The organism is Exiguobacterium sp. s161, assembly GCF_018619045.1.
GTDB classification, from domain to species: domain Bacteria; phylum Bacillota; class Bacilli; order Exiguobacteriales; family Exiguobacteriaceae; genus Exiguobacterium_A; species Exiguobacterium_A indicum.
Genome location: NZ_JACSNH010000005.1, coordinates 148,716 through 173,599, shown reverse-complemented (window position 1 = coordinate 173,599; position 24,884 = coordinate 148,716). Strand labels below are relative to the sequence as shown.

The following is a 24,884-nucleotide window of genomic DNA, read 5'->3' as shown; positions in this document are numbered from 1 at the left end:
AGGAGGAAAACACATGGCAGTGGATACACAGTATGGAGAAGCAATTTGGTTAGATGGAGTCTTTCATGATCCGAAAGATGCGAACACGAGCGTCATGTCACATGCGATTCACTACGGTAGTGGATTCTTTGAAGGAATTCGTGCATACGCGACACCGGACGGACCGGCGATTTTCCAATTGAAGGAACATATCGAGCGTCTCTTCCGCAGTTGTGCGTACTACCATGTCACGATTCCGTATACTGTCGACGAACTTGTTCAAGCAACGATCGATTTAGTTGCGAAAAACGGATTTGAATCGTGTTATATCCGTCCATTCGTGTTCCTCGGTACGCCATGGCAAGCATTGATGGCGAAAGATACGACGGTTCATGTCGGCATCTCTTGCTGGGAGCTTGGGGAATACTTCGATAAAGGTGCTGGCATCCGTGCCAAAGTCGCATCATACCGCCGCGTCTCATCAACGATGATGCCGATGCAAGCGAAAGCGGCTGCGAACTATATGAACTCACAACTCTTAAAAGGTGAAGCGATCCGTGATGGATTTGATGAAGCAATCGCGCTCGACATGAACGGAAACGTCAGTGAAGCGAGTGTTGCGAATCTTTTCCTTCTTAAAAACGGAACGATTCATACACCGTCGCTTGATTGTTCAGTACTCGACGGTATCACACGCCAAGTCATCATCCGTTTGGCACAAGATCAAGGCTATCCTGTCATCGAACGTCACATCGGACGCGATGAGTTATATGTCGCAGATGAGATTTTCTTAACAGGAACAGCTGCTGAAATCACGAGTGTCGGTGAAATCGATCATATCTCCATCAACGGCGGAACACGGAACGTCGCAGATGAGTTGCTCGATCTTTACCGTCAAGCCGTCACAGGTCAATTGCCGCAATATGCGGATTGGTTGACGTATGTGACACCAGCTGTCGCAGAATGACGACGCGTACACTCGTCACGATCGATCGGAAGGCGGTGCGACAGAACGTCGCATCGGTCTTCGCTCGGTCACGTAAACGTATTTTTGCCGTGGTCAAGAACAATGCGTATAACTTAGGTATGCTCGAGATGGTCGAGACGCTGATGGCGTCTGATGTGCATCACTTTGCTGTCGCCGAGTTGTATGAAGCCATTGAAATCAAAACGAATTTTCCAGACAGTTATGTACTGGTGATGAATCCGACGGAGGATTTTGAAACAGCACGACGTTTCGGAATTGCACTCGGTGTCTCATCGCTAGAATGGCTCGCCCTAAACAGTAAACAGCTGCAGGGAATCGAGTTACATTTGAAGATCAACGTCGGGATGAATCGTTTTGGTGTCAGTTCGCTTCAAGAGGCGGAAGCTGTTCTTGCGCTTGCGCAAGCAGATTCGCTCGCTTTAACAGGTTTATATACACACTTTCCGCTTGCCGATGAGCCGGATGCGGATCACGATGGACAAGTCGAACGTTTCGTCGCCATTGCCGATGTGTTACGAAAGCGCCATACGTTTACGTATATGCACTCGGAAAACAGTGCGACGATCGTCAAACACGATCCGCGTCTCGCATTTTGTAATTATGTCCGCCCTGGAATCTTCTTATTCGGCTATTCACCGATTGAAAAGATGGACTGGCTCGTTCCTTCGCTACGGATGACGACGGAGATCGTTGAAATTCGCGAAATCGGACCGGGTGAACACGTTGGGTACGGGACGAACTTTACGAGTACAGAACCGATGCGGATTGCCATCTTACCAGTCGGCTATGGAGACGGTGTCGTCCGTGGGCGTGCCGCTCTGCCTGTTCATATTAAAGAAAAACCTTATCCGGTCATCAATAAATTATTCATGAGTCATACGTTCGTCGCTGTCGATGGGACGGTTGAGGTCGGAGACGAGGTCGTGCTATACGGGGATGGCGTTGAAATTGACGATATTACTCGGACAGGAGCAGCGAACAATTCAGAGCAGATGTGTGCCCGGTCTTGGCGTTTGACGCATCAGTATCTATAAGGAGGAACTTATTATGTATGGAAGTCAATACCTGACAGAAGAAAACAATACGTTGCACATCGATGGTGTCGCAGCGACCGATCTTGCAGCACAGTACGGAACACCGTTGTATGTGATGGCAGAGCGGGAGCTGACGGATCGATTAGCGACCGTCCGGGAACACTTCCTTGATAAGTATCCGAACACGTATGCTTCCTTCGCCTCAAAAGCACTGACTGTCAGTGCCGTATATGAACAAGTCGTTCGTCATGGTCTTGGAATCGATGTCGTCACAGGCGGGGAACTCTTCATCGCCCGTCAATCCGGGGTTCCAGCAGAACGAATCTATTTCCATGGTTCGAATAAATCAACGGCTGATCTTCAGTATGCCGTTGAGGAAGGAGTCGGACGGATTGTCATCGATCACTTTGCAGAGATTGCACAACTGGAATCGATTGCGGCACAAGCCGGTCAAACGGTTCATGTCTTGATTCGGATCGTGCCACAAGTCATCGGGGGAGCGCATGCGAAAATTCAGACAGGTGGTGTCGATACGAAATTCGGTTTCTCGACGCATGCGTCAGATTACTTGGACGCAATCGAAGCGATTTTAGCATCGGAACATCTGTCGTTACTCGGCATCCATTGTCATGTCGGTTCGCAAATCCAAGATCCGTCACTGTTCGAACAGACGGCTCGGACGATGATGGGCTTCGTCGAAACGATTCGTGCGCATCAAGGCTTCACAGTCAGCGAAGTTAATGTTGGCGGTGGCTTCGGTATTGCCTATACACAGGACGATCATCCGCTTGATTTTGAAGCGACGATTGCACGCGTCATGGATGTCATCGAAACGGAAACGGAGCGACTCGGCATCGAACGTCCGCGCATCGGGATCGAGCCAGGGCGCTGGGTCGTTGCAAATGCAGGAACGACACTGTATACGGTCGGGGCAATCAAAGAGATCGAAGGCGTCCGAACATATCTTTCGGTCGATGGCGGAATGACAGATAACATTCGCCCAGCACTTTACGGTGCCGTGTATGAAACGGTCATCGCTAACCGGATGAGTGGCGAAACGACCGAAGTGACGGTCGTTGGAGCAGCTTGTGAATCAGGGGATCTCGTCGCTGAAAAAGCACAGTTGGTTACACCGAACGGTGGCGATACACTTGCTGTCTTTGGGACAGGAGCGTATAACTTTTCGATGGCAAGCAACTACAACCAGTTCTTACGTCCGGCACTCATTTTCGTTAGGGACGGGGAATCCCGTGAAGTCGTCCGTCGACAAACGTATGCGGATTTGATTCAGTGTGATCTTGGGATCAATGGGGTCCGATCAGAGTCGTAAGAGGTGCGGGGTCAAACTAGAGGACAAAAAAACCGACGCTATCGCGCCGGTTTCATGCATACGATCTAAAGCGATTCTTCTCTTGAATAGAGAGGGATCGTTTTTTTGTGTTGCGATTAGCAGATTCATTTTGGAATTTTTAAGACTTGTCCAACGAGCAAGAGGTTCGGATTCGTAATGTTGTTTGCCTGCATCAATGCTGTGACGGTGACACCATATCGTGTCGCAATCGAGTAAAGTGTATCACCGGCTTTAACCGTATAAGTCGTTGTTGGAATTTTCAAGACTTGACCGACGTTCAACAGATTCCAGTTCGTGATGTTATTCGCACTCGCGAGGGCAGAGACCGAGACGTTGTATTTGCGGGCGATGGAATAGAGTGTATCGCCAGCTTTGACGGTATACGTCGTACCGGTTGAAGTCGGTGACCGTAACAGTTCTGAAATCGTGACGAACGAATAGCCTTTTGCTTTTAGTTTTGAAATCATCGTTGGCAAAGCGGTTGGTGTTCCTTTCGCACCAGCCCCAGTGTGCATCAGGATGATTGATCCGGGAACGATTTTTGGTATTACACGATCCAAGATGGCTGTTGAAGAGATGCCTTTCCAATCCGTCGTATCAATATTCCATTGAATCGTTTTCGTGTAACCTGCAGCCCCAACTGCACTCAACACGTTACTGTTACTTGCACCAAACGGCGCCCGGAAAATTGGTTTCGTCGTTTTTCCGGTCAAGGACCGGATGAGGGATTCTGTTCGGGATAATTCACTCGTCATCTGGCTTGCTGTTAAGGTCGTAAAATCCGGATGCGAATACGAGTGATTGCCGATTTGGTGTGTAGGAGAGGCGGTTGTGATGTTCTTGATCGATTGAGGATGATTGTTTGCACCACTGCCTGTCAAAAAGAAAGTCGCTTTCACTTGGTTACTTTTCAAGATACTTAAGATTTTTGCAATGTTCGTCCCATCTGAACCGTCATCAAACGTCAATGCGACGACTTTTTGTGTCGTCGTTCCTTTCGTCACAAACGTAGAGCTCGCCGCATTAACCTGTGAAGGAATCGAAAGTGGACTAAGGAGAAGTAATCCGATCATCATGATGGTAGGTTTCTTGATGTTCATCGTCTAGTACCTCCTTCATCAAAAACATGTTTTACAAGTACTCTTTATTAAGGTATTCCCTTTATTTTTAAAAAAGAACTAAGAAATTCCCGTTTTGCAAAGAAATAAAACTAAATTACAGAAAATTTGTTTAAACCGTAATCTTTTTGGGAAACCATAATATATGGAAATAGTAAAAAGGAGTGAGAAGGAATGATCGAATTCAAAAACGTCGGTAAGCAGTTTAAGGACAATGTCGTCTTGAAAGGCTTATCGCTCGAGATTCAAAAGGGTGAACTCGTTGTTTTCATCGGACCAAGTGGCTGTGGGAAAACGACGTCACTTAAGATGATCAATCGACTGATCGAACCTTCTTCAGGCACGATTTTGGTCAACGGGAAGGACATCATGAAGACGGACACGATCGAATTAAGACGTCATATGGGATATGTCATTCAGCAAACCGGCTTGTTCCCTCACATGACGGTCCGGGAAAACATTCAATTGATTGCTGGGCTTGAGGGGAAGAACCACGATGAGATGGATCAACGGACAGAACAACTGTTGACGATGGTCGGGCTTGATCCAAAGCAATTCATCGATCGTTATCCAAGCGAACTCAGTGGTGGGCAGCAACAGCGTGTTGGTTTCGCACGAGCTTTAATGAATGATCCTGATGTCATTTTGATGGATGAGCCGTTCAGTGCACTCGATCCCGTTACTCGTAACGATCTACAGGAAGAACTTTTTAACTTGCAGGAAGAAGTGAAAAAGACGATCGTTTTCGTCACCCATGATATGGATGAAGCGATCAAGTTAGCGGATCGGATATGTATCATGCGTGATGGGGAAATCGTCCAGTTCGATACTCCAGAAGAAATCTTGCGTCATCCAAAAGATGAATATGTCGAATCGTTCATCGGAAAAAATAAAATCTGGAGTAGTCCAGAATTCATCAAGGCAGAAGATATCATGATCGAGGACCCAGTTTCAATCAGTGGCAAACGGACGTTGTTGCAGGGAATTGAAATCATGCGTGGACGCAAAGTCGACAGCCTGTTGATCACCGATCGTGACCGTGTCTTACAAGGGCTGATTAAGTTGAAGAACATCCAGACGATTCCGGATAAGAGCCAACGGATCGAAGAAGTGATGGAGGGCGAAATCATCGCTGTCAATGAACACGATTCATTACTCGATGTTCTTGAAGTCATGAATCAGGAAGAGACTGGTTATCTACCAGTAACGGATGCAACAGGAAAACTCAGAGGGTTGATCACACGTAGTAGCTTACTTTCCGTCTTGAGTGAGCAATTCATTCATGAGGAGGAAGTCCAATGAGCGGATTCTTTGATTATGTAAAAAATAATACCGATCAGATCGGTGATTTATTGCTAGAGCACTTACAGCTGACGGTCTTTGCCGTCGTCATCGCGGTCGTTCTCGGGATTCCGATCGGGATTTTGATCACCCGTTACCAAAAGTTCGCGAAGCCTGTCCTTGCGCTGACGAGCGTCGTGCAAGCTGTTCCGAGTCTTGCTTTACTCGGTTTCTTGATTCCGTTCATTGGTATCGGGTCGACACCAGCGATCATCATGGTCGTGCTTTATTCACTCTTGCCAATCGTTAAAAATACGTACACGGGTCTGTCGAGCATTCCAGGGGACACGCTCGAAGCAGCTAAAGGAATTGGTTTAACGGATCGACAAATCCTCAGTAAGGTTCAGATTCCACTTGCCTTGCCGATCATGATGGCAGGGATTCGAATTTCAGCCGTTACAGCTGTTGGTTTGATGACGATCTCAGCATTCATCGGTGCCGGTGGTCTTGGTTACCTCGTCTTCTCGGGTATTCAAACAGTTGATAATAATCAGATTCTCGCCGGAGCAATTCCAGCCGGTATTTTAGCTCTTGTCATCGACTTCGTCGTCAGTCGGATTGAATACTCCGTGGCGCCAAATGGGATTCCTCTTGCAGATGGTCGAATCAAGAATAAGGCACGGAAGCGTCGCAAGGCGATGCCAGCTGGACGCAAGATCGCGATCGCAAGTATCGTTTTCATATTAATTGGTGGATCGGTCGCTTACTCTTTCCTTAAGGACGATAAGATCGTCATCGGATCGAAGAACTTTACAGAACAATTGATTCTCGGAAATATGTTAGCGGATTTAATCGAAGATAAAACGGATTTAGAAGTCGAACGTCAATTAAACCTCGGCGGGACGAAAGTCGCTTACGGGGCGCTTGAAAAAGGGGAAATCGACGCGTATGTCGAGTACACAGGTACTTTGTTGATCGACGTGCTCAAGCAAGACGTCGAGACGGATCCGGAAACGGTCTATGCAAAAGTCGGGAAGATGATTCCTGAGAAAAGTCAGGTCGACGTCCTTGACCCAATCGGTTTCAACAATACGTATGCCCTCGCCATGACGAAAGAAGATATCGAAAAATATGACTTGAAGACGGTATCAGATATGTCAAAAGTCAGTGATCGTTTGATTCTCGGATCAACAATCGAATTCGCGAACCGGGAAGATGGTTACCTTGGTCTGAAGAAAAAGTACCCGGACATGAAATTCCAAGATGTACAACCAGTCGATGGAGGACTCCGTTATACAGCATTGACGAATGGTCGAACGAACGTCATCGATAGCTTCTCAACAGATGGTTTGTTACAAAAATTCGATTTGACAGTGCTAGAAGACGATAAAAAGTTCTTCCCACCATACTATGCGGTACCGCTTGTTCGTCAAGAAACACTTGAAGAACATCCGGAGCTGAAAAAAGTCCTCAACACGTTAAAAGATAAAATTACGGATGAGAAGATGCAAGAATTGAATTACAAAGCAGATGTCGAGAAACAGCGCCCTGAAAAAGTCGCGCGTGATTTCTTGATCGAAGAAGGATTAATTTCAAAATAAACAGGTAGAGCCGAGGCGGGAATCCGCTTCGGCTCTTTTTGTATGCGCGCTGACGCGCTATATCGTTTTGGAAAATACGTAATCAAGTGATTAAATTATTTTTTGATGCGACTAGCGAGCCAAGCGCGAACAGTGCGTTGCTGAATCATACACGTTCTTCCTCTCGGTTTAATGTTCCAAGGCGGTGCTCGGCATCTTTGACGATACGTGTTTGAATCTCGACTGTCAACCAATCCGTTTCCGATTCGGGTAACGTCGGCAAACCGTAACTTGGGTTATTCGTAGATGAAAACAAATCAGACATGATGCGTTCTTCGTATACTGGAATCATATAAAATCCCCTCTCTGTGTCTTGATTCATCTCTTACACTTTTAGTGTACGAAAGAATTGTAAAGACGAAAGAGGGGAGGTGTTAAGAACCCGTGAACTTTGTAAACGTTTTCACAATCTTGTCAAATCATCTTCAATGGCTTCGCAACCTGCTGCGTATTGTTGACCCCGTTTGACATATTTCCGTACTGTTCGTTCCATGATGAATCGATCATGGTCACTGATATCCCGGACGATTTTTGCAGGAACACCCATGACCATCGCGCCGGCAGGTACCTTCATTTTTGGCGGCACAAGGCTTCCGGCAGCAACGAATGCTCCTTCTCCGATTTCGGCTTCATCGAGGATCGTCGCCGACATTCCGATTAACGCTCCTTTTCGAATGATTCCGCCGTGAATCATCGCCATATGACCAATCGTCACTTCATCTTCAATGATGGTCGGATATCCTTCATACTGATGAATCATCGAACCATCTTGGATGTTGACGCGTTCCCCGATGTGAATCGGACCTTCATCTCCCCGGATGACCGTATTGAACCAGACAGATGAGTCTTTTCCGATCGTGACCTCTCCGATGACTTTAGATCCGTCTGCTAAATAAACGGATGGATCGATGTTTGGAACAAGTGAACCGACACGATATTTCATGCGTTTTTCCCCCTCAGACATTAAATCGATACTCTTTCATCTTGACGTTACAAAAAATAAATTGCAACAGCTTCCAAACTAATTGTAAGATGGTAAAAATACGCTTACAACAGGAGGAGACAGGATGGAACAAACAGTGCGTGAACGATTGATCGCGATTGCTGCCAAAAAAGAGAAAGCAGCCGTCGTCTATCAGAATATTTCAGTCATTGATGTCATGACACGTGAGACATATACAGCAGATGTAGCGATTGATTCAGGTTATATTGCTGCTGTCGGAGAGGGGTATGACGGAATCGAGAATCGTTCGGGAGAAAGACTTTTCATCGCACCAAGTTTCGTCGATGCCCATGTCCATATTGAATCATCGATGGTGCCGCCAAGTGAGTATGAGCAAGCGATTCTACCGTTAGGTGTCACGACGATTATCGCCGATCCGCATGAGATCGCGAATGTCAAAGGAGCAGAAGGATTATCCTTTATGCTAGACGATGCTGAAGGTCTCGCGCTTGATGTCCGTATGATGTTACCGAGCTGCGTACCGGCGACTTCGTTTGAACACGCGGGAGCATCACTTGATGCGGCGGCACTTGCACCATTCGTCAATCATCCTGGTGTCCATGGTTTAGGAGAAGTCATGGATTATCCAGCGGTCGAACGAGCCAATCGCGATATGCTCCAAAAAATTAAACAGATCGAAGACGCAGGAAAACTGGTCGATGGTCATGCTGCGGGACTTGGACCACGCGAAATTAACATTTATGGTGTCGCCGGAATTCGAACGGATCATGAATCTGTCAGTAAGGAAGATGCGATCGCCCGAGCGCGTCTTGGTCTGTATGTCGAAGTGCGGGAAGGATCAGCTGCCCGAAACTTGAAGGAAGTACTCGATGCTGTGACGGAAAGCAACGCGAGCCGTTTCCTCTTCTGTACGGACGATAAACATTTGGATGATACGTTACGAGAGGGGACGATCGACTATAATATCCGCTATGCGATTCGTCATGGAATTAAACGCGAAACAGCGTATGCGATGGCATCGTTGCATGCGACGAATGCCTATCGTCTGGACGATCGTGGAGCTATCGTGCCGGGACGCCGGGCGGACTTCGTCCTGTTATCCGATGCCGATAAAGTCGTGATTGACGAGGTTTATATTAAAGGTGAGTGTGTCGCACGAGCAGGAAAAACGACCCGAACAGTACGACGCGCGCATGTTCCAGAATCGTTACGAGGTGCATTGAATACAAAACCGATTACACCAGAAGTATTTGCCCTTCCACTTGGATCATCACGGGCGCATGTGATCGGAGTCATTCCGAAAAGCATCGTCACGGAACATCTGGTTCTCGACGTTCCGCTTCAAGACGGACATTTCGTGCCTGTACCGGAGCAGGATCTCTTAAAGATTGCTGTCATTGAACGGCATCACGGCACATCCTTCTCGGCAGTCGGGATCGTCAAAGGTTTCAAGATGAAACGCGGAGCGATTGCGGCGACTGTTGCCCATGATTCGCACAACCTCGTCATCGTTGGCGCATCAGACGAAGAGATGCAACTCGCTGCGGAACGTCTCGTCCAAGCGGGTGGGGGAGTCATTGCCGTCAATGGGCAAGAGGTACTTGCTGAGTTACCGCTTGAAATCGCTGGACTGATGACGAATCGTCCCTTCCAAGAAGTTGGAGATACACTCGAAGCATTGAATGATGCCCTCGATGTGTTAGAGGCGGATCGTTCCTTTAATCCCTATTTGACGATGTCATTCCTTTGCTTACCGGTCATTCCGGAATTAAAGCTGACCGACAGTGGATTATTCGATGTGAAACACTTCCAGCATATTTCAGTACAAGCAGACTGATGTCCGTCGCGAGTCTGAGTCTCTTTCCGGGACTCAGACCGTTTTGTGTTAGGAATAGATGATCTAAAATCAAAGAAAGGAACTTTACAAAACGGCTAAAATTCCTTGATGAAACTTAATAGTTTGGATGTTGAATCATTTTGGAAAGCTTGTTATAGTAAGGTCTATATCATTTGTGAGAAATCTCACTTTCTATGAAACTTTTATCTAAAAGGTTCGTAGAAAACAGTAGGACAACAAGGTTAGAAAGGAGATCATCATTATGGATAAGACATATTTTGAAGGGCACGAAGCTTTGATTGCGGATGTCTATCGTTCATTTACGCGTCAGTTCCATGCGTTACCAACACATCGACGAACAAAACGTCAGTTGCGAAATCTTGCATTCTCCGTCATTCGTCAAGCTCGACCAACGTATGAGGAACGCACCGTTCTTTATGCTTACTTCGCTGAATTCTTCCGAGCAGTTGAGGAAGGACAGGATGAAGAGATTGCTTTTTATAAACAAATCGCACAGTAAAGACCCCCGATGGCTCCGTCAGAAGGGGTCTTTGTTGTTTTCTGAGAACCGCGTGGGAAAATAAAAAAACAAGTAGGGAACGAGATCCGCTACTTGTTCATCAATATTCTAAAGGGTTATTTTAATTCCATCCATTTAAAGCTCATATCGGCACCGAATGGGTGACGGTATAATTTATCAATGTTTGTCCGTTGCAAGTAAGCTTCACCTTTTTGGTAGATCGGCGCAATCGCGTAGTCATCTGTTAGCAAGATTTTTTCAGCTTCTTGCATATCAGACCAACGCTTCGCTTCATCGGCTTGTTGTTTCGCTCCTTTGATGAGATCATCGAACTTTTTGTTCGAGTATTCCATCCGGTTGAAGCTTCCGCCTGTCAACCACATGTCGAGGAACGTCATTGGATCCTGATAGTCAGGTCCCCATCCAGCTGCAGAGATGTCATAATCACCCTTCGATTCGAGATCGAGGAAGTTTTTGAATGGTTGTTGTTTGATATTGATCGTCAAACCAGGAAGATGTTTCTCTAGGTCACCTTTTAAGTACTCAGAGACTTTTTTGAAAGCATCTTCATCCCGTGAGAGCATGCTGAGTTCAACTGTTTTGACACCAAGTTCCTTCAAACCAGCATCCCAAGCTTTTTTCGCTGCATCTGCATCGTAGCTTTGAAGATCCGGATACTTCGTACGGAAGTCTTCGCCATCTGGTGTAAATGTGAAATCCTTCGCAACGATAAAGTTCGCTGGTTTTGATCCATCGTTTAGGATGACATCGGTAATCCCTTGCTTCTCAAAACCGAGTGCAAGTGCTTTACGAATGTTTTTGTTTTTCAATGCTTTATTCTTTTGGTTAAAGCGAAGGAAGTTGATCCGAGCATCTGGACGAGTCTTGTAATCCTCTGATTTTTCGTACTGTGAGACGAACTCCGATGTAATCGGTGCAAAATCGACTTCTTTTGATTCAAAGAGGTTGACGCCAGTCGAAATCTCTTTGACGACTTTAACGTTAATTTGATCCATCTTGACGCTTGCTTTATCCCAGTAATCCGGATTTTTCTTATATGTCCACCCAGCGTTCGCTTGCCACTTATCGAGTACGAAAGGTCCGTTGAAGACCATTGTATCAACACTTGTCGCAAACTTATCGCCTTTATCTTCGACGAATGATTGCTTTAATGGTAAGTACGTTGGGAAACTCGTTAAGCCAAGGAAGTAAGGAGCAGGAGCTTCGAGTTGTACTTCAAGTGTTTGGTCATCGACTTTCTTGACACCGAGTTCATCGAGTTCAGCGTCTCCAGCCATGATTTTATTGGCGTTTTTCAAATCTTGTAAAATGTACGCGTATTCTGCTGCTGTCTTTGGATCAAGTGCACGTTTCCAAGCATAAATGAAATCATCTGCTGTGACGGCTGATCCATCTGACCATTTCGCATCTTTACGCAATTTGAACGTGTATGTTTTTTTATCGTCTGATACTTCGACACTTTCTGCGATTCCAGGTGTTGGCTTGTTATCGCCGTCAAGACGATAGAGTCCTTCAAAGACGTTGTTCGTAACAATGATGGAAGTCGAGTCCGTCGTTTTCGTCGGATCGAGCTGAGGTACATCTGTCGTCGAAACGAGCGTGACTTCCTTTTTCTTATTTTTCGAATCCGAGCCGCTTGCATTCTCATCATTTCCTTGCCCGCATGCAGCGACAGCAAGTAGTGCAATGCTGGATAGTCCAGCAAAAGCAATTTTCGATGGTTTATTCATGGAACGATGACCCCCCGAGAGTTAGTTTTAAATATTTCAGAAAAATGTGAACATATTGTTAATTTAAGTGAAAGTGATTAAAAATGCAACATAAATTTTCAGATAATTCTTACTGATCAAGGTCTATATCCTTAATTCCAAGTGATTTTAAATAGTCATAAAGTAGGAATAGGGTCAGCGAATGAGGGGAATACATCCGTAATGTTAATCGAATTGGATTTCCTCGCATGCGTATATTCGTAATCCGAACACCTTTTTGTTCAAGGGCGAAGATGATGTCGGATAGATCAAGATCGGCGGGAAGAAGTAAATGTGCGACGAGGACGTTCGCTTCAAATCGACTATTGTTGATGTGACGCATCACCCAAGTCAGACCTTCTAATAGGAAAAAGAGAAAGAGAACGAGAAAAATCGATTCCCAAATGAATCCGGCACCGACAGCAATCCCAATCCCACTTGCACTCCATATAATGGCGGCAGTTGTTAGTCCGCTGACGATATCATGTGGTCGTCGTAAGATGACACCAGCTCCGATGAATCCGATTCCGGTAATGATTTGCGCGACAAGGCGCATCGGATCCATCTGGACATGAGTCGCCATATCGTGATAGAGCAGGACGGATTTTATAGAGACAATGGTTAAAAGACAGCTGATGAGGGTAATTACGAGGCTAGTGCGTATACCGACCGGTTTATTTTTAATTTCACGCTCGAATCCGATGAAAATTCCAAGTGTAGCAGCCAATAGGAGTTTTAGAAGGTCTTCGAGCTGAAATACATGAATCCAGTTCATTCGTCTCAAATCCTTTCTTTACTTTAGAAGGTGATTTGTTATAATGACTTTTGTGTCTTTCGAATGAATATACGTAAGATGTAATAGATATACGGAAAAAGGAAGTGTCTCATCATGAATCAGCAAAAAATCGGCTTCTTTGCGCTCGCGGCAATGGTCATCGGGTCCATGGTCGGTGGAGGAGCTTTTAACCTCCCTGGTGCAATGGCCCAAAGTGCAAGTGCAGGACCTATCCTCATCGGATGGAGTATAACGGGGATCGGAATGATCATGCTCGCGTTAGTATTCCAGCATCTCGCCAATAGTAAACCAGAGCTCGAAGGCGGCATTTATGCCTATGCGCGTGAAGGATTTGGACGTTTTGTCGGCTTTAACAGTGCGTGGGGATACTGGGTATCTGCGTGGATTGGAACGGTTGCGAATATCACGCTCGTGTTTAATGCGATTAGTTATTTCTTCCCGATTTTCGCAGCAGAAAATCGAATATTCCTCCTTTTGATGAGTGTGGTCGTCATTTGGGGATTGTTCTGGCTCGTCTCAAGCGGAATCAAGGAAGCGACACTCGTCAATTTGATTACGACGATTGCAAAGCTCGTTCCGATTTTGATTTTCATCCTTTTAGTAGGAATTGCCTTTAATATCAAAACGTTTAATTTAGATATTTGGGGAAAGGGAACAGAACTCGGTTCGATCTTCGATCAGGTAAAAGGAACGATGCTCGTCACGCTTTGGGCGTTCGTTGGTATTGAAGGGGCAGTCGTCTTATCAAGCCGTGCCAAAAACCGAAGTGATGTCGGAAAAGCGACGGTAACAGGACTCGTTGGCGTGTTAGTCATCTATATCTTGATTTCTGTTCTATCACTCGGAGTGCTTAGTCAAGAACAACTAGCTGGATTAAAAGAACCGACGATGGCGTATGTATTAGAAGCAGCGATTGGACCAATCGGTGCGACAATCATCATGATCGGTTTGATTATTTCACTATCTGGCGCACTTCTCGGATGGACGATTCTCGCATCAGAAATATCGTATCTTGTGGCGAAAGACGGTGCGTTTCCGAAAGCATTCGCAAAAACGAATCGAAAAGGAGCTCCAGTCGGTGCGCTGTTGATTACACAAATCGCGACACAAGTCGTCGCAGGAATCGCGCTTTTCTCAGCGCAAACCTATCTTGTCTTATCGAGTATCGCCGGGATTTGTGCGTTATTACCGTACCTATTATCAGCGTTGTATAGCATTCGGACATCGCGCGAAGAACGCAATCAGAAAATGTTACTTTTCTCTGTCATCGCATCAGCGTATTCGATTTGGCTCGTCTATGCGTCGGGTATCTGGTACATCGTCATCGCGGCATTAGTCTATGCTCCAGGGATTCTCGCGTACGCGTTAGCAGAGCGAGAACAGCAACGGACGGGCATGTCACGTTATGAGTGGATTGCTAGTATGATCCTCGTTGTCTTAGCAGGAGTAGCCGTTTATGGAATGGTTGTAGGAGAAATTCAGTTGTAAGAAATGATATGCAAAAGAAGTCACGGTGATTGTTATCCACCGTGACTTCTTTTTTGATTAAGGTGCTAAGAATCGTTTTTCGATATCCTGTACAGATAGAGGTTCAGAGAAAATAAACCCTTGCATATGCTGACACGATGTTGTTTTTAGATAATCTAACGCGTGTTCTGTCTCAACACCTTCAGCGACAAGATTCAACTCTAAGTTGTGACCAAGTTGAATGATGGAATCCAGCAAGGCATGGTCATTTTTCGCCAGACCATCAATGAATACTTTATCAATTTTTAATTCGTCGATTGGAAAAGCACTGAGATACTGTAAAGAAGAATAACCGGTACCGAAATCATCGATCGATAAACGGAAGCCGAACGACTTGATGAGGTGCATACGTTCGACCGTTCGTTGCGTCTGTAAAATCGCAATATTCTCTGTCATCTCCAGCGTAACGGAAGATGGTGAAACGAATCGCTCCGTTACGATATGTTGCAACGTTCGAATAAAAGAGTCACTTTGGAACTGATGCGGTGAAATATTGATTGCCATCGTCAGTTCAGGATTAATCGTCTGTTGCCACTTCGCGAGCTGTTCACATGCTTCAATGATGACCCAGTTGTTGATTGGTGTGATCAGTGAAGCTTCTTCAGCGAGTGGGATGAATTCATCTGGTGGAATACTCCCGAGTGCCGTGTGATTCCAGCGTAATAACGCTTCGAAGCCTTTAACGGCTTGTGTCTGAATTTCAATGATTGGTTGATAAGCAAGATATAGGGATTGATCTTCGAGTGCCGTGAAGAGGGAACGTTCGAGTTGGATTTTCCGTGTGAACTGTGTGTCCATCTCGTGTGTTAAGTACTGAATCGTTCCGGTACCAATTGATTTTCCTGCATATAGAGCAGTTTCAGAGCGGCGGTATAAATCTTCCAGTGTTTTTGCTTCCGACGGATAGACGGTGATCCCGAATGTACAAGAAACGATGAGTGAATGACCGTTAATGTAATAAGGACGCTGCAGTGCTTGTTGTAACTTTCGAGCATACTGAAAAAGTAGATTGCTCGACGGTGCAGGTAACAAGACACCAAACAGATCACTCGTCGGATGAAAAGCAAGTACATCTGTCGTATGTTGCAAAAGACGCGTTGCCATTGCTTGAAGAAGTTGATCGCCGACATGTGTTCCAAACGAATCGTTGATGACTTTGAAACGATCGATATCGAACAAAATGAGTGCAACGGGATCATGTGATCCAGCAGAGCGGAATAAGGATTCTCCTTCGCGTAAAAATCCACGTTTATTCAATAAATGCGTCATCTCATGATGATGCACTAAAAAATCAAGTTCTTCTTCAAGCGCAGTTGTTTCCGTGATGTCGTTGCCGATGAACAGGTGCTGAAAACGAACGCCGTTCGCATCATAAATTGGAATCAATGTCGCTTGGAGATGTTTTCGTTCGCCCGTTTGCGAAGTGAGGCTAAGGCGACCAGACCAGGCTTTTCGTTCACGAAGTTGTGCACGAATCTCCGAAACGACGGGACTGGATGGGTCTAAGATGAGCGACCATGGTTGGTTGAGAAGCATCTCAGAACAATATCCTGTCACATCGATGAGTTGATCATTCGCGTACGTGATCGTTCCTCGTGCATCGAAGACAGCGACAGAAGCAATCTGATCGAATGCATAGCGCAAATCCATCAATCCTTGGAAGAGTGGTTTCATGTTCGTTTGTTGCTCAGCTGAAGGGATACAGCAAGCAAAAGCGGCAATAACGGTTCCTGTATCATCAAGTAAAGGAGACAGAAGGAGAGTTGATGTTACAGAAGTGCCCGTCTTATGCAATAAGGAGGCATTCGGTAATTGGACCGATTGACGGCGTTCCAAGAAGGCACGCCAAATCTGATGACTGAATGCCATGTCTTCCTGTTCAAGAAGTGGAACAGCCTGATCCACGACTTCTTGTTGTGTCCAGCCCCACTGGCTTTCGGCTAGTTCATTCCAAGAACGGATGGTCAAATCAGTATTCAGGATGAAAGCGGGTAAAGGGAATTCTTGAATGACGACTTCATAGGAATCAATGGTCGAACGATCCATTACGTGCGCACGTTCCTTTATGATGAAAAGAGATGACGGTTCCTTGTCTTGTCTTTTCCCAATATATTCAATTCTTACGCATCGTAATCCTCTAGGTTATACATTTTTTAGATGAAGATTATACAAGAAAATCTGCTATAATGATTTTGAAAGCGTTTTCTAAAGAGCTATAAGGGGGAATCTCGATGAATCAAACAGAGAAAATCATTCAACAGACAGAACAGTTCGGAGCACATAACTACCATCCACTCCCGATCGTCATTTCAGAAGCAGAGGGTGTCTTCGTAACGGATCCGGAAGGACGTCGTTATATGGATATGTTGAGCGCTTACTCAGCTGTCAACCAAGGGCATCGTCATCCGAAAATCATCGAGGCTCTAAAACGACAGGCGGATAAGATCACGTTGACGTCACGCGCCTTCCACAATGATCAACTGGGCTTTTTCTATGAAAAAGTAGCACAACTGACGGGTAAAGACATGGTATTACCGATGAATACAGGTGCGGAAGCTGTTGAGACAGCAGTAAAAGCAGCACGACGCTGGGCATATGAAGTCAAACAAATCCCAGGTGATGCTGAAATCATCGTTTGTGAAGGAAACTTCCATGGTCGGACGATGACAGCCGTCTCAATGTCAACGGAAGCAGAATACCAACGGGGATTTGGACCGCTTCTTCCTGGAATCAAGACGATTCCATACGGCGATCTTGAGGCATTAAAACAGGCGATCACTGAGAATACAGCGGCATTCATCTTGGAACCAATTCAAGGCGAAGCAGGCATCTTAATTCCTTACGATGGTTTCTTAAAAGATGCGCAAGAAGTTTGTCGTGCGCAGAATGTTCTGCTCGTATCGGATGAGATTCAATCTGGACTCGGCCGTTCTGGCAAATGGTTCGCCTCTGATTGGGACGAAGTGACGCCAGATATGTATATCCTCGGTAAAGCACTGGGTGGTGGTGTATTCCCGATCTCATGTGTGGCTGCGAATAAAGATGTCCTTTCCGTCTTCAATCCGGGATCACACGGCTCGACGTTCGGTGGAAATCCACTCGCTTGTGCCGTCTCGATTGCTTCACTTGAAGTATTAGAAGACGAAAAGTTACCGGAACGTTCACTCGAACTCGGTACGTACTTCATGGAGAAATTAAAACAAATCAACAACCCGATGATTAAAGAAGTACGTGGACGTGGATTATTCATTGGTGTTGAATTAACAGAAGCAGCGCGACCATATTGCGAAGCGTTGAAGGAAAAAGGCTTGCTCTGTAAAGAAACACATGAGACAGTCATTCGTTTTGCACCACCACTCGTCATCACAAAAGAAGAGTTGGATTGGGCGTTCGAACGGATTGAACAAGTATTAGGTGTTTCCGTCGCCCAGTAAAAAGAATAGCTTTAGATTAAACAACAGTGGACAGGACGTTCACTGTTGTTTTTGTTTAGGTAAGTGTCGGTTTTGATACAGGAAACGTTTGAAAATCAGTGACAAGGGAACAGACAACTATCGCAAAAAAAACTTTTAAATGGGGGTAATGGTTATGTCAAACAACAGTGGTCTCAATAAAAAAGTAGATGGTCTCGTCGATAAAGTAGCGGGTAAAGCAAAAGAAGCGCTTGGGAAAGCAACAGGCGATAAATCGACAGAGCGCGAAGGTAAAAAAGATCAAGTAAAAGGCGAGGCGAAGAAAACAGTCGGTAACGTCCAACAAAATTTTGAAGATACAAATCGCCGCTAAGACCGTTGAAATTAAATAGAAAAACCGGACTGGAGAATGACTCTAGTCCGGTTTTTAGCGTCTGCTATAATGAATTTTTATATCAATAAAAAAAGATAATAAATAATTTGTATAAAGGTCTAGTCATTTAGATATTTATGTGGAATAATAAAAATCGTAAAAGCGTTTACATTGTTCTGTCATTATCGTTTATTCAAGAAAGGGTGAAAGGTATGTTGCAGTTTCTACAACGCATTGGTAAAGCCTTGATGTTACCAATCGCAGTATTACCGGCTGCCGGAATCGTACTCCGATTAGGTTCAGCGGATATGTTAGATATTCCGTTGATGGTAGCAGCAGGAGGGGCTATTTTTGATAACCTGCCATTGATCTTTGCTATTGGTGTCGCGATTGGTCTATCGATCGATGCGAGCGGGGCAGCGGGTCTTGCCGGGGCCATCGGGTATCTCGTCTTAAAGAATGGCGTCGACTCGATGAACAAGGATTATTCCAGCGCACAGATTCAGGCGAAGTATGATGCGATCGCGGCGATCGTCAATGATTCCTCGACCAAGGTCGACGGAGCGACACTTGGTTCGATCGCGAATCAGGCGACACTCGGTTCGACCGTTAATATGGCGGTATTCGGTGGAATCATCGCGGGTATCGTCGCAGGACTTCTATACAATCGGTTCTATAACATTAAGTTACCGGATTGGTTAGCGTTCTTCGGAGGTCGTCGTTTCGTTCCAATCATTACATCAGCGGTCATGCTTGTACTTGCTTTCATCTTTGGTTATGTCTGGCCGTTCATCGAGCAAGGCATCAACGGTGCTGGTGAATGGATGGTTGGTCTTGGTGCAGGAGGCGCTGCTCTGTTTGGATTCTTTAACCGTCTCTTGATTCCTGTCGGCTTACACCACGTCTTAAATAATATTTTCTGGTTCGTCTTCGGTTCATATGAAAAAGCAGATGGTACGGTCGCGAACGGTGACATCGCGCGCTTCTTCGCTGGAGATCCGACAGCTGGGATTTATCAAGCGGGCTTCTTCCCAATCATGATGTTCGCCTTACCGGCTGCAGCTTTTGCGATCGTCATGGCTGCGCGTAAAGAAAATCGAAAAGCAGTTGCTGGAGCGATGATTGGTCTTGGACTGACGTCCTTCTTGACAGGGATCACGGAACCAATCGAGTTCTCGTTCATGTTCTTATCACCTGTTTTATATGTCATTCATGCAGTTTTAACAGGTCTATCGATGGCCATCGTCAACTTACTCGGTATTTTACATGGCTTCTCCTTCTCGGCTGGTTTCATTGATTATGCCTTGAACTTCGGTATTGCCACAAAACCATTGCTTCTCATCCCGGTTGGTCTCGCGTTCGCGGTCGTCTACTACTTCCTGTTTTACTTCATGATCACGAAATTTGATCTGAAGACACCAGGTCGTGAAGATGAATCGCTCGTCACAGACACGGGAGTCGTTTTGACAGATTCAGATGACAAATATGAGCAACAAGCAGCTCAAATTTTTGCCGGATTGAAAGGAACAGATAATGTCACGTCGATTGACAACTGTGCGACACGTTTACGTCTTCAAGTCAAAAATCCAAACATCATTGACGAAGCAGCGATTAAAGCGGCTGGAGCAAAAGGTGTCATGAAGATGGGGGCAACTAGCGTTCAAATCATCATTGGCACGGACGTCGAGTTCGTTGCGGATGCGATGAAACGACAGAAGTAAAGAAAACGACCTTTCCTGAGCTCAGGAAAGGTCGTTTTGCTGTACGTTCGCAACAGGTGCTGTTTTGCTTGAGCGATAGATTGGATAAAAGATTCCGATCAAGATGATGACGATCCCGATCCATTGGGAACTCATCAGATGTTCTCCTAAAATTAAGACGGAACAGATGACTGCTGTCGGTAGTTCAGCCGCTCCAAGTAAAGAAACGCTTGCTGGGGAGAGATGAGGTGCGCCAGCAGCAAATAAGAGTGGTGGTAAAATCAATGCGAACAGACCGAGCGGAATCGCGTATAACAGAAGTCCATTTTCGAAGTTCGCAGAGGACAAGAACGTCGTCGGTGGATACATGGTCATGACGAAAGCAAGACCACCTGTCATCATGTAAAAACTTTTCTTGATGACGGGTAAATGATTGGCGATGCGTCCACTAGCGAGTAAGAAAATGGAAAAGCTGACAGCCGCTCCAAGACCGAATAATGTTCCACGTAAATCGAGTGGACTCGAGTAAGCGGCACTTGCAAGAATGGCTCCGCCAATTAGTAGAATCGCGGACAGAAAATGCGCACGACTAGGTAAACGTCTGAATGCGAGCGCATCGATGATGACGCCAATCCAAGTAAATTGGAATAAGAGAATAATCGCAACGGACGCGGATACGGTTTGAAGACTTTGATAGTACAGATAACCAGTTGTACCACTTGAGATACCAATCAGCATGAGAAGACCAGCTGTTTTGAGATCGAGACGAAGATTTTTCGTAAATAAGGCAAGTCCGAAAATCATCAGCCAGCCGAAGAAAAATTGACTACCTGAAACGGCTGCTGAGTTGAATCCAGCAGCATAAGCGAGTTTGACGATCGTTGAGAGGACACCATAACTGATAGCGCCGATGAGAACGAATAAAGTGGCTTTTGAGCGATGCATGAATAATTTCCCTCCATTTTTAGTAAAAACCACACAAAAAAGGTTGCAACGGGGCCTTGTCCAGGTTTTTTGGACAGGGTTTGGTTGCAACCTGTGTGATTTATTGAGTTGATGTGTCGAGCAAACGATACAGCCGGGTTTTCGTTTGATTATACTGAACGGTCAGTGTATTCCACTTTTTTAATGACGCGGTAGCTTTCCGTGTTAAACGATTTAAATCCGCTGTTGACTCATCAATCTTAACGAAATCCGGTTTTTTCGTCAAGTGTGAAAGCACTTTCTTTTCAGCGTCCATCGCTTGTCGATACGTTTTTGAGAACGTTTGAAACGTTTGCTGGCGTTCCTTGATGATTGTCACTAAGGCAGTTCCTTCTGTTTTTGCTTTACCATCAAGTTTGTTGACAGCATCCTGCAATTCTTCAAGATCAAGTTCAGCATACGTTTCCTTACGTAGTGTTTCTTCTTGTTTCAATAAAGCAAGCCGTTCATCATTTAAGGCTTCTAGTTCCTCTCGTTCATTTTGAGAGCGTTTGATTTCTTCAGCACCTGCATCAAGAACGGCTTGGTACGTATTAACTGAAATTTCATCCTTACGAGCACGTTGATCAGCTAGCGTGAATGCTTTCTCTTCACCTTTGACTTGTTGCTCTAGCTGTTCATGAAGAGAGGCTGGTGAATCGTTGGAACAGGCAGCGAGTCCGAAGCTCGACAGGAACAGTACTGCTACGAATGATTTTTTCATCTGGATAGTAACTCCTTATAAATTTGAGTGTTGCGCGAAGTTGTACGGAATATGGAAATCTTCATCATAAATCGCGAATTGATAGCCTTTTTTCTGAAGTCCGGCAACAATAGCTGGAAGTGCCTTGATGGCTTGTGGTTGTTCATGTAAGAGTATGATTTCAAACGGACGCTCTGCTCGCCGAATGACCGTATTCGCTACTTCTTTTGCACTATCTTTGTAATACCAGTCCATTGAATCGATTGACCAGTCCCACACGCGGAAGTCTGCTGAATGAATGGCAGATGCCATTTTTTTCGTGATGCCGGGATCAGAGCTATAAGGCGGTCGTGTCAAATGTGGTGTTAGCTTCGTCAACTCATGGATTTTCTTCTGAACACTTTGCATCTCTGAGACATACTTTCCTTTTTCGTACAATGTATCGTAATCGTGTGTTTCCCCGTGTAATCCGATATAGTGTCCAGCTTTAGCAGTAGCTTTGACTTCTTGCGGAAAAGCCTCTACTTGTGATCCGAGATAAAAGAAAGTAGCACGAGTCTGAAGTTGATCCAATGTTCGAAGTAAGTCCGGTGTTAATGCGGATGGACCATCCTCGAATGTTAAATAAGCGACTTTTTTCGTCACACCATTCCATTTTTCCACGCGTGCTTTTTCCATATTGACGACAGGTACTTCAGTAATGGATTTGCCTGTCGTAATGGATTGTTGTTCAGGAGTAAACACGTATCGGTAAGCGACATATCCCCCAACTCCGAGAAAGACAAGTGTGAGAAGTAAGAAAAACCGAGGTAAAAACTTTCTTTTTTTTGTACGCGGTCGTGGACCGAGTTCGCTAGCGTGGCTTGAGGTAAATGGATCCATCGTTGTCTGTCGCTCCTTTTGTCAAAAATATCATATACAGATAATGTAACATTCTGACTGTTTCTTTTGTAACAAACAGATGACAAAAAGATGACGGAAAATCGATTTTTCTAAAAAATACTGATTTATTTAGAAAGAATTTAAAAGAAATAAAAAAACAACCACTAAGTAAGTGATTGTTTCATGTGTTATTAGTGTTCTGTTACAGCACACTCATCGCATTCCGTTTGATAGGATTCACATTGTTCATCCATCTCTTTTCCGCAATGGGCACACGTCTTGACAGGAAGCTCACGATAGAATGCAGCAGATGCTTCTTGGTAAAGGGGTTGTTCCATGTGTTTTTCCTCCTTCAAAGTAAACGCAATGATCTTTTTTCTTGATTTTATTGTATTAGTACAGTAGTTGAATGTCAACTGTTGTTTTATAACAGCTAGTTCATTTGAAGTACTGATAGAGGACAATGAAAAAGAGACATGCTACGATATCTAAGTAATCTGATAATGATAAGGGGGATTTACACATGACACAGACAACACTTGATACAATGCGTGTCTTAACAGAAAGACGTTCCGTTCGTCATTACGACGAAACGTTCAAGCTTTCAAAACAGGAAGTAGAAGAACTATTAGAATGGACGACAGCGGCGCCGAGTGCTTGGAATTTGCAACATTGGCATTTCACGGTCTTTCATTCGGAAGAAGCGAAGCAACAGCTTGCACCGATCGCATACAATCAGCCGGCTATCACTTCGGCTTCAGCAGTCATTGCGATCTTAGGTGATGTTCAAGCTAATCGAAACTACAATCCAGTGTACGGTCCAGCAGTAGAAGCAGGTGGCATGACAGAGGATTTGTTTGATTCGATCAAGGCACAGGTAGAAGGCGCTTATCAAAGTGAGGCGTATGGACGCGATGCGGCAATGTCGAATGCGAGTCTTGCTGCGATGCAATTAATGCTTGCGGCAGAAGCGCGTGGATTATCAACACTCGCAATGGGGGGATTTGATCATCAACGTTTTGCGGAAACGTTCATCACCGAATCACGGTATGTACCGGTCATGTTGATTGCTGTCGGAAAAGCGGTTGAAGATGCGAAAAAGCGTCCGGCACTACGTTTACCGATTGATCGAGTGTCGACCTTCCTGTAAGTCATTCAAAATGGAGGAAGCGGGGTTCAATTCCTCCATTTTAATTTTTTTATTTTTTTTCAGAAAAAGACTTGTCAGCCTTTTAGTTTCTTGATATATTAATACATGTCCTAGCAAGTACATAACGTACTGCAAACATGATTCTGTAGCTCAGCTGGGAGAGCGCTACCTTGACAGGGTAGAGGTCGCTGGTTCGAGCCCAGTCAGAATCATACCGAAAGCCCGCTTTTCCTTTATAGGAAAAGCGGGCTTTTTTTATTATTTCTTTATCTCATCCTCTGTGACCCATTTATGGTTTTTCACCATCTCTCCACCGTCCGTCGGTTCATAGTTCACCATGTAGACCGTCGTTTCCTTTACTTCATCAATCGTCGTTTTTGCTCCATCCATACCTTTCATATGATCCGCTTTGACAGTCGTTTCATCACCAACTTGCAGTGGCTTAGTTGGAACGGGATCGAGTTCTTCCTGAATGACCCATTTATGATTTTTCACCATCTTTCCACCAGTAGTCGGTTTGTAACTAATCGCATAGACGACGGTATCGTAAGCTCCCGCAATCGTTGCTTTAGCTCCGTCCATACCGTCCATATGATCCGTCGTCAACGTGACGTTGCTTCCTTTCGGATAAGTCGGATCACTGGCTTCCTTTAGACCAGACGGTATCTTTCCATCACTCGAATGCATCATATCTCCATGAGACATGTCGTGTGAGTCGCTATTGCTTCCTTCGTCATTTGAAGCGGATCCGCATGCACTGAGCCAAAGCGTAGAACTAAGAGCCAGTGCGGTTAACGTCAATGATTTTTTCATATTAAAATCCTCCTGAATTCACAATTTACTAGTCTTTTTTACTATACCCAGCGTATGTGCAAATCGTGTGCAGATGAGGTGAC

Annotated in this window: 23 protein-coding genes and 1 tRNA gene; 13 read left to right on the top strand and 11 right to left on the bottom strand. The window is 45.2% G+C overall.

The features are described 5' to 3' along the window. Positions 1–13 precede the first annotated feature (13 nt). The 3 genes from KNQ14_RS13415 to lysA are packed head-to-tail and all read left to right on the top strand — an operon-like array spanning position 14 to position 3,331. Positions 14–946 carry a branched-chain amino acid transaminase gene (locus tag KNQ14_RS13415; RefSeq protein WP_035398934.1) on the top strand — a complete coding sequence of 311 codons (933 nt, stop codon included), beginning with the start codon at positions 14–16 and terminating at the stop codon, positions 944–946. Next, positions 943–2,001, top strand: coding sequence for an alanine racemase (gene alr / locus KNQ14_RS13410; protein WP_214749746.1), 1,059 nt, complete (start codon positions 943–945; stop codon positions 1,999–2,001). Before KNQ14_RS13415 ends, alr begins: the two co-directional genes overlap by 4 nt. A 13-nt stretch (positions 2,002–2,014) precedes the next feature. After that, positions 2,015–3,331 carry a diaminopimelate decarboxylase gene (gene lysA, locus KNQ14_RS13405; protein WP_214861307.1) on the top strand — a complete coding sequence of 439 codons (1,317 nt, stop codon included), beginning with the start codon at positions 2,015–2,017 and terminating at the stop codon, positions 3,329–3,331. A 125-nt stretch (positions 3,332–3,456) separates the two neighbouring features. Here the strand turns inward: lysA and KNQ14_RS13400 are convergent, their stop codons facing one another. Beyond that, entirely contained in the window at positions 3,457–4,452 is a 996-nt protein-coding gene (locus KNQ14_RS13400) for a LysM peptidoglycan-binding domain-containing protein (RefSeq protein ID WP_214749741.1), read from the bottom strand. 192 nt (positions 4,453–4,644) lie between these two features. Between KNQ14_RS13400 and KNQ14_RS13395 the strand changes: the two genes are divergently transcribed. Both KNQ14_RS13395 and KNQ14_RS13390 read left to right on the top strand, forming a co-directional pair. Continuing rightward, a complete protein-coding gene (locus KNQ14_RS13395) occupies positions 4,645–5,772 on the top strand; it encodes an ABC transporter ATP-binding protein (protein ID WP_029340778.1) in 1,128 nt (375 codons plus the stop codon). Continuing rightward, positions 5,769–7,352, top strand: a complete 1,584-nt coding sequence (locus tag KNQ14_RS13390; protein ID WP_023467129.1) for an ABC transporter permease/substrate-binding protein — start codon at positions 5,769–5,771, stop codon at positions 7,350–7,352. The genes KNQ14_RS13395 and KNQ14_RS13390 overlap by 4 nt, the downstream gene beginning before the upstream one ends. 145 nt (positions 7,353–7,497) lie before the next feature. Here the strand turns inward: KNQ14_RS13390 and KNQ14_RS13385 are convergent, their stop codons facing one another. Then, entirely contained in the window at positions 7,498–7,683 is a 186-nt protein-coding gene (locus KNQ14_RS13385) for a hypothetical protein (protein WP_023467130.1), read from the bottom strand. 111 nt (positions 7,684–7,794) lie between these two features. Beyond that, entirely contained in the window at positions 7,795–8,334 is a 540-nt protein-coding gene (locus KNQ14_RS13380) for a gamma carbonic anhydrase family protein (RefSeq protein ID WP_087682101.1), read from the bottom strand. A gap of 124 nt (positions 8,335–8,458) precedes the next feature. On the opposite strand from KNQ14_RS13380, the gene ade reads away from it, so the two are divergent. Next, positions 8,459–10,192 (top strand): adenine deaminase, encoded by a 1,734-nt coding sequence (gene ade / locus KNQ14_RS13375; RefSeq protein WP_214861305.1) that lies wholly within the window; start codon positions 8,459–8,461, stop codon positions 10,190–10,192. 262 nt (positions 10,193–10,454) lie between these two features. Then, a complete protein-coding gene (locus KNQ14_RS13370; RefSeq protein ID WP_023467133.1) occupies positions 10,455–10,712 on the top strand; it encodes a hypothetical protein in 258 nt (85 codons plus the stop codon). Between the two features lie 116 nt (positions 10,713–10,828). On the opposite strand, the gene KNQ14_RS13365 is transcribed toward KNQ14_RS13370, so the two are convergent. Together KNQ14_RS13365 and KNQ14_RS13360 are read right to left on the bottom strand one after the other, a co-directional pair. Then, entirely contained in the window at positions 10,829–12,463 is a 1,635-nt protein-coding gene (locus tag KNQ14_RS13365; RefSeq protein ID WP_023467134.1) for a peptide ABC transporter substrate-binding protein, read from the bottom strand. A 109-nt stretch (positions 12,464–12,572) separates the two neighbouring features. Next, positions 12,573–13,256 carry an MgtC/SapB family protein gene (locus KNQ14_RS13360; RefSeq protein ID WP_214861303.1) on the bottom strand — a complete coding sequence of 228 codons (684 nt, stop codon included), beginning with the start codon at positions 13,254–13,256 and terminating at the stop codon, positions 12,573–12,575. A 111-nt stretch (positions 13,257–13,367) separates the two neighbouring features. On the opposite strand from KNQ14_RS13360, the gene KNQ14_RS13355 reads away from it, so the two are divergent. Then, positions 13,368–14,765 carry a basic amino acid/polyamine antiporter gene (locus tag KNQ14_RS13355; protein ID WP_200864055.1) on the top strand — a complete coding sequence of 466 codons (1,398 nt, stop codon included), beginning with the start codon at positions 13,368–13,370 and terminating at the stop codon, positions 14,763–14,765. A 57-nt stretch (positions 14,766–14,822) separates the two neighbouring features. Here KNQ14_RS13355 and KNQ14_RS13350 read toward each other — a convergent pair whose 3' ends face one another. Beyond that, positions 14,823–16,850: an EAL domain-containing protein gene (locus KNQ14_RS13350; protein WP_214861302.1), complete on the bottom strand. Its 2,028-nt coding sequence runs from the start codon at positions 16,848–16,850 to the stop codon at positions 14,823–14,825. Between the two features lie 185 nt (positions 16,851–17,035). Here KNQ14_RS13350 and KNQ14_RS13345 point away from each other — a divergent pair, with 185 nt between their 5' ends. The 3 genes from KNQ14_RS13345 to nagE all read left to right on the top strand — a co-directional run bounded on the left by KNQ14_RS13345 (position 17,036) and on the right by nagE (position 20,311). Continuing rightward, entirely contained in the window at positions 17,036–18,238 is a 1,203-nt protein-coding gene (locus tag KNQ14_RS13345; RefSeq protein ID WP_023467138.1) for an ornithine--oxo-acid transaminase, read from the top strand. 154 nt (positions 18,239–18,392) lie between these two features. Beyond that, on the top strand, positions 18,393–18,590 hold the full coding sequence (locus KNQ14_RS13340) for a CsbD family protein (RefSeq protein WP_023467139.1): 198 nt from the start codon (positions 18,393–18,395) through the stop codon (positions 18,588–18,590). Positions 18,591–18,802: 212 nt separating this feature from the next. Then, on the top strand, positions 18,803–20,311 hold the full coding sequence (gene nagE, locus KNQ14_RS13335; RefSeq protein ID WP_214861300.1) for an N-acetylglucosamine-specific PTS transporter subunit IIBC: 1,509 nt from the start codon (positions 18,803–18,805) through the stop codon (positions 20,309–20,311). Positions 20,312–20,332: 21 nt separating this feature from the next. On the opposite strand, the gene KNQ14_RS13330 is transcribed toward nagE, so the two are convergent. From KNQ14_RS13330 to yhfH, 4 genes are all read right to left on the bottom strand, one after another. Then, on the bottom strand, positions 20,333–21,235 hold the full coding sequence (locus tag KNQ14_RS13330) for an EamA family transporter (protein ID WP_050678077.1): 903 nt from the start codon (positions 21,233–21,235) through the stop codon (positions 20,333–20,335). Positions 21,236–21,335: 100 nt separating this feature from the next. After that, on the bottom strand, positions 21,336–21,977 hold the full coding sequence (locus KNQ14_RS13325) for a YkyA family protein (RefSeq protein WP_214861298.1): 642 nt from the start codon (positions 21,975–21,977) through the stop codon (positions 21,336–21,338). 15 nt (positions 21,978–21,992) lie between these two features. Further along, positions 21,993–22,838, bottom strand: a complete 846-nt coding sequence (locus KNQ14_RS13320) for a polysaccharide deacetylase family protein (RefSeq protein ID WP_214861296.1) — start codon at positions 22,836–22,838, stop codon at positions 21,993–21,995. A 191-nt stretch (positions 22,839–23,029) separates the two neighbouring features. Next, on the bottom strand, positions 23,030–23,176 hold the full coding sequence (yhfH, locus tag KNQ14_RS13315) for a protein YhfH (protein ID WP_064505459.1): 147 nt from the start codon (positions 23,174–23,176) through the stop codon (positions 23,030–23,032). Between the two features lie 185 nt (positions 23,177–23,361). Here yhfH and KNQ14_RS13310 point away from each other — a divergent pair, with 185 nt between their 5' ends. Next, positions 23,362–23,988, top strand: a complete 627-nt coding sequence (locus KNQ14_RS13310) for a nitroreductase family protein (protein WP_214861294.1) — start codon at positions 23,362–23,364, stop codon at positions 23,986–23,988. A gap of 139 nt (positions 23,989–24,127) precedes the next feature. After that, positions 24,128–24,200 (top strand) — tRNA-Val (locus tag KNQ14_RS13305). Between the two features lie 46 nt (positions 24,201–24,246). On the opposite strand, the gene KNQ14_RS13300 is transcribed toward KNQ14_RS13305, so the two are convergent. After that, a complete protein-coding gene (locus KNQ14_RS13300) occupies positions 24,247–24,801 on the bottom strand; it encodes a YdhK family protein (RefSeq protein ID WP_214861293.1) in 555 nt (184 codons plus the stop codon). Positions 24,802–24,884 lie beyond the last annotated feature (83 nt).

Coding starts and splice junctions, on each gene's coding strand:
- KNQ14_RS13415 (WP_035398934.1), top strand. CDS start 14: ATGGCAGTGGATACACAGTATGGAGAAGCAATTTGGTTAGATGGAGTC.
- alr (WP_214749746.1), top strand. CDS start 943: ATGACGACGCGTACACTCGTCACGATCGATCGGAAGGCGGTGCGACAG.
- lysA (WP_214861307.1), top strand. CDS start 2,015: ATGTATGGAAGTCAATACCTGACAGAAGAAAACAATACGTTGCACATC.
- KNQ14_RS13400 (WP_214749741.1), bottom strand. CDS start 4,452: ATGAACATCAAGAAACCTACCATCATGATGATCGGATTACTTCTCCTT.
- KNQ14_RS13395 (WP_029340778.1), top strand. CDS start 4,645: ATGATCGAATTCAAAAACGTCGGTAAGCAGTTTAAGGACAATGTCGTC.
- KNQ14_RS13390 (WP_023467129.1), top strand. CDS start 5,769: ATGAGCGGATTCTTTGATTATGTAAAAAATAATACCGATCAGATCGGT.
- KNQ14_RS13385 (WP_023467130.1), bottom strand. CDS start 7,683: ATGATTCCAGTATACGAAGAACGCATCATGTCTGATTTGTTTTCATCT.
- KNQ14_RS13380 (WP_087682101.1), bottom strand. CDS start 8,334: ATGAAATATCGTGTCGGTTCACTTGTTCCAAACATCGATCCATCCGTT.
- ade (WP_214861305.1), top strand. CDS start 8,459: ATGGAACAAACAGTGCGTGAACGATTGATCGCGATTGCTGCCAAAAAA.
- KNQ14_RS13370 (WP_023467133.1), top strand. CDS start 10,455: ATGGATAAGACATATTTTGAAGGGCACGAAGCTTTGATTGCGGATGTC.
- KNQ14_RS13365 (WP_023467134.1), bottom strand. CDS start 12,463: ATGAATAAACCATCGAAAATTGCTTTTGCTGGACTATCCAGCATTGCA.
- KNQ14_RS13360 (WP_214861303.1), bottom strand. CDS start 13,256: ATGAACTGGATTCATGTATTTCAGCTCGAAGACCTTCTAAAACTCCTA.
- KNQ14_RS13350 (WP_214861302.1), bottom strand. CDS start 16,850: ATGGATCGTTCGACCATTGATTCCTATGAAGTCGTCATTCAAGAATTC.
- KNQ14_RS13345 (WP_023467138.1), top strand. CDS start 17,036: ATGAATCAAACAGAGAAAATCATTCAACAGACAGAACAGTTCGGAGCA.
- KNQ14_RS13340 (WP_023467139.1), top strand. CDS start 18,393: ATGTCAAACAACAGTGGTCTCAATAAAAAAGTAGATGGTCTCGTCGAT.
- nagE (WP_214861300.1), top strand. CDS start 18,803: ATGTTGCAGTTTCTACAACGCATTGGTAAAGCCTTGATGTTACCAATC.
- KNQ14_RS13330 (WP_050678077.1), bottom strand. CDS start 21,235: ATGCATCGCTCAAAAGCCACTTTATTCGTTCTCATCGGCGCTATCAGT.
- KNQ14_RS13325 (WP_214861298.1), bottom strand. CDS start 21,977: ATGAAAAAATCATTCGTAGCAGTACTGTTCCTGTCGAGCTTCGGACTC.
- KNQ14_RS13320 (WP_214861296.1), bottom strand. CDS start 22,838: ATGGATCCATTTACCTCAAGCCACGCTAGCGAACTCGGTCCACGACCG.
- yhfH (WP_064505459.1), bottom strand. CDS start 23,176: ATGGAACAACCCCTTTACCAAGAAGCATCTGCTGCATTCTATCGTGAG.
- KNQ14_RS13310 (WP_214861294.1), top strand. CDS start 23,362: ATGACACAGACAACACTTGATACAATGCGTGTCTTAACAGAAAGACGT.
- KNQ14_RS13300 (WP_214861293.1), bottom strand. CDS start 24,801: ATGAAAAAATCATTGACGTTAACCGCACTGGCTCTTAGTTCTACGCTT.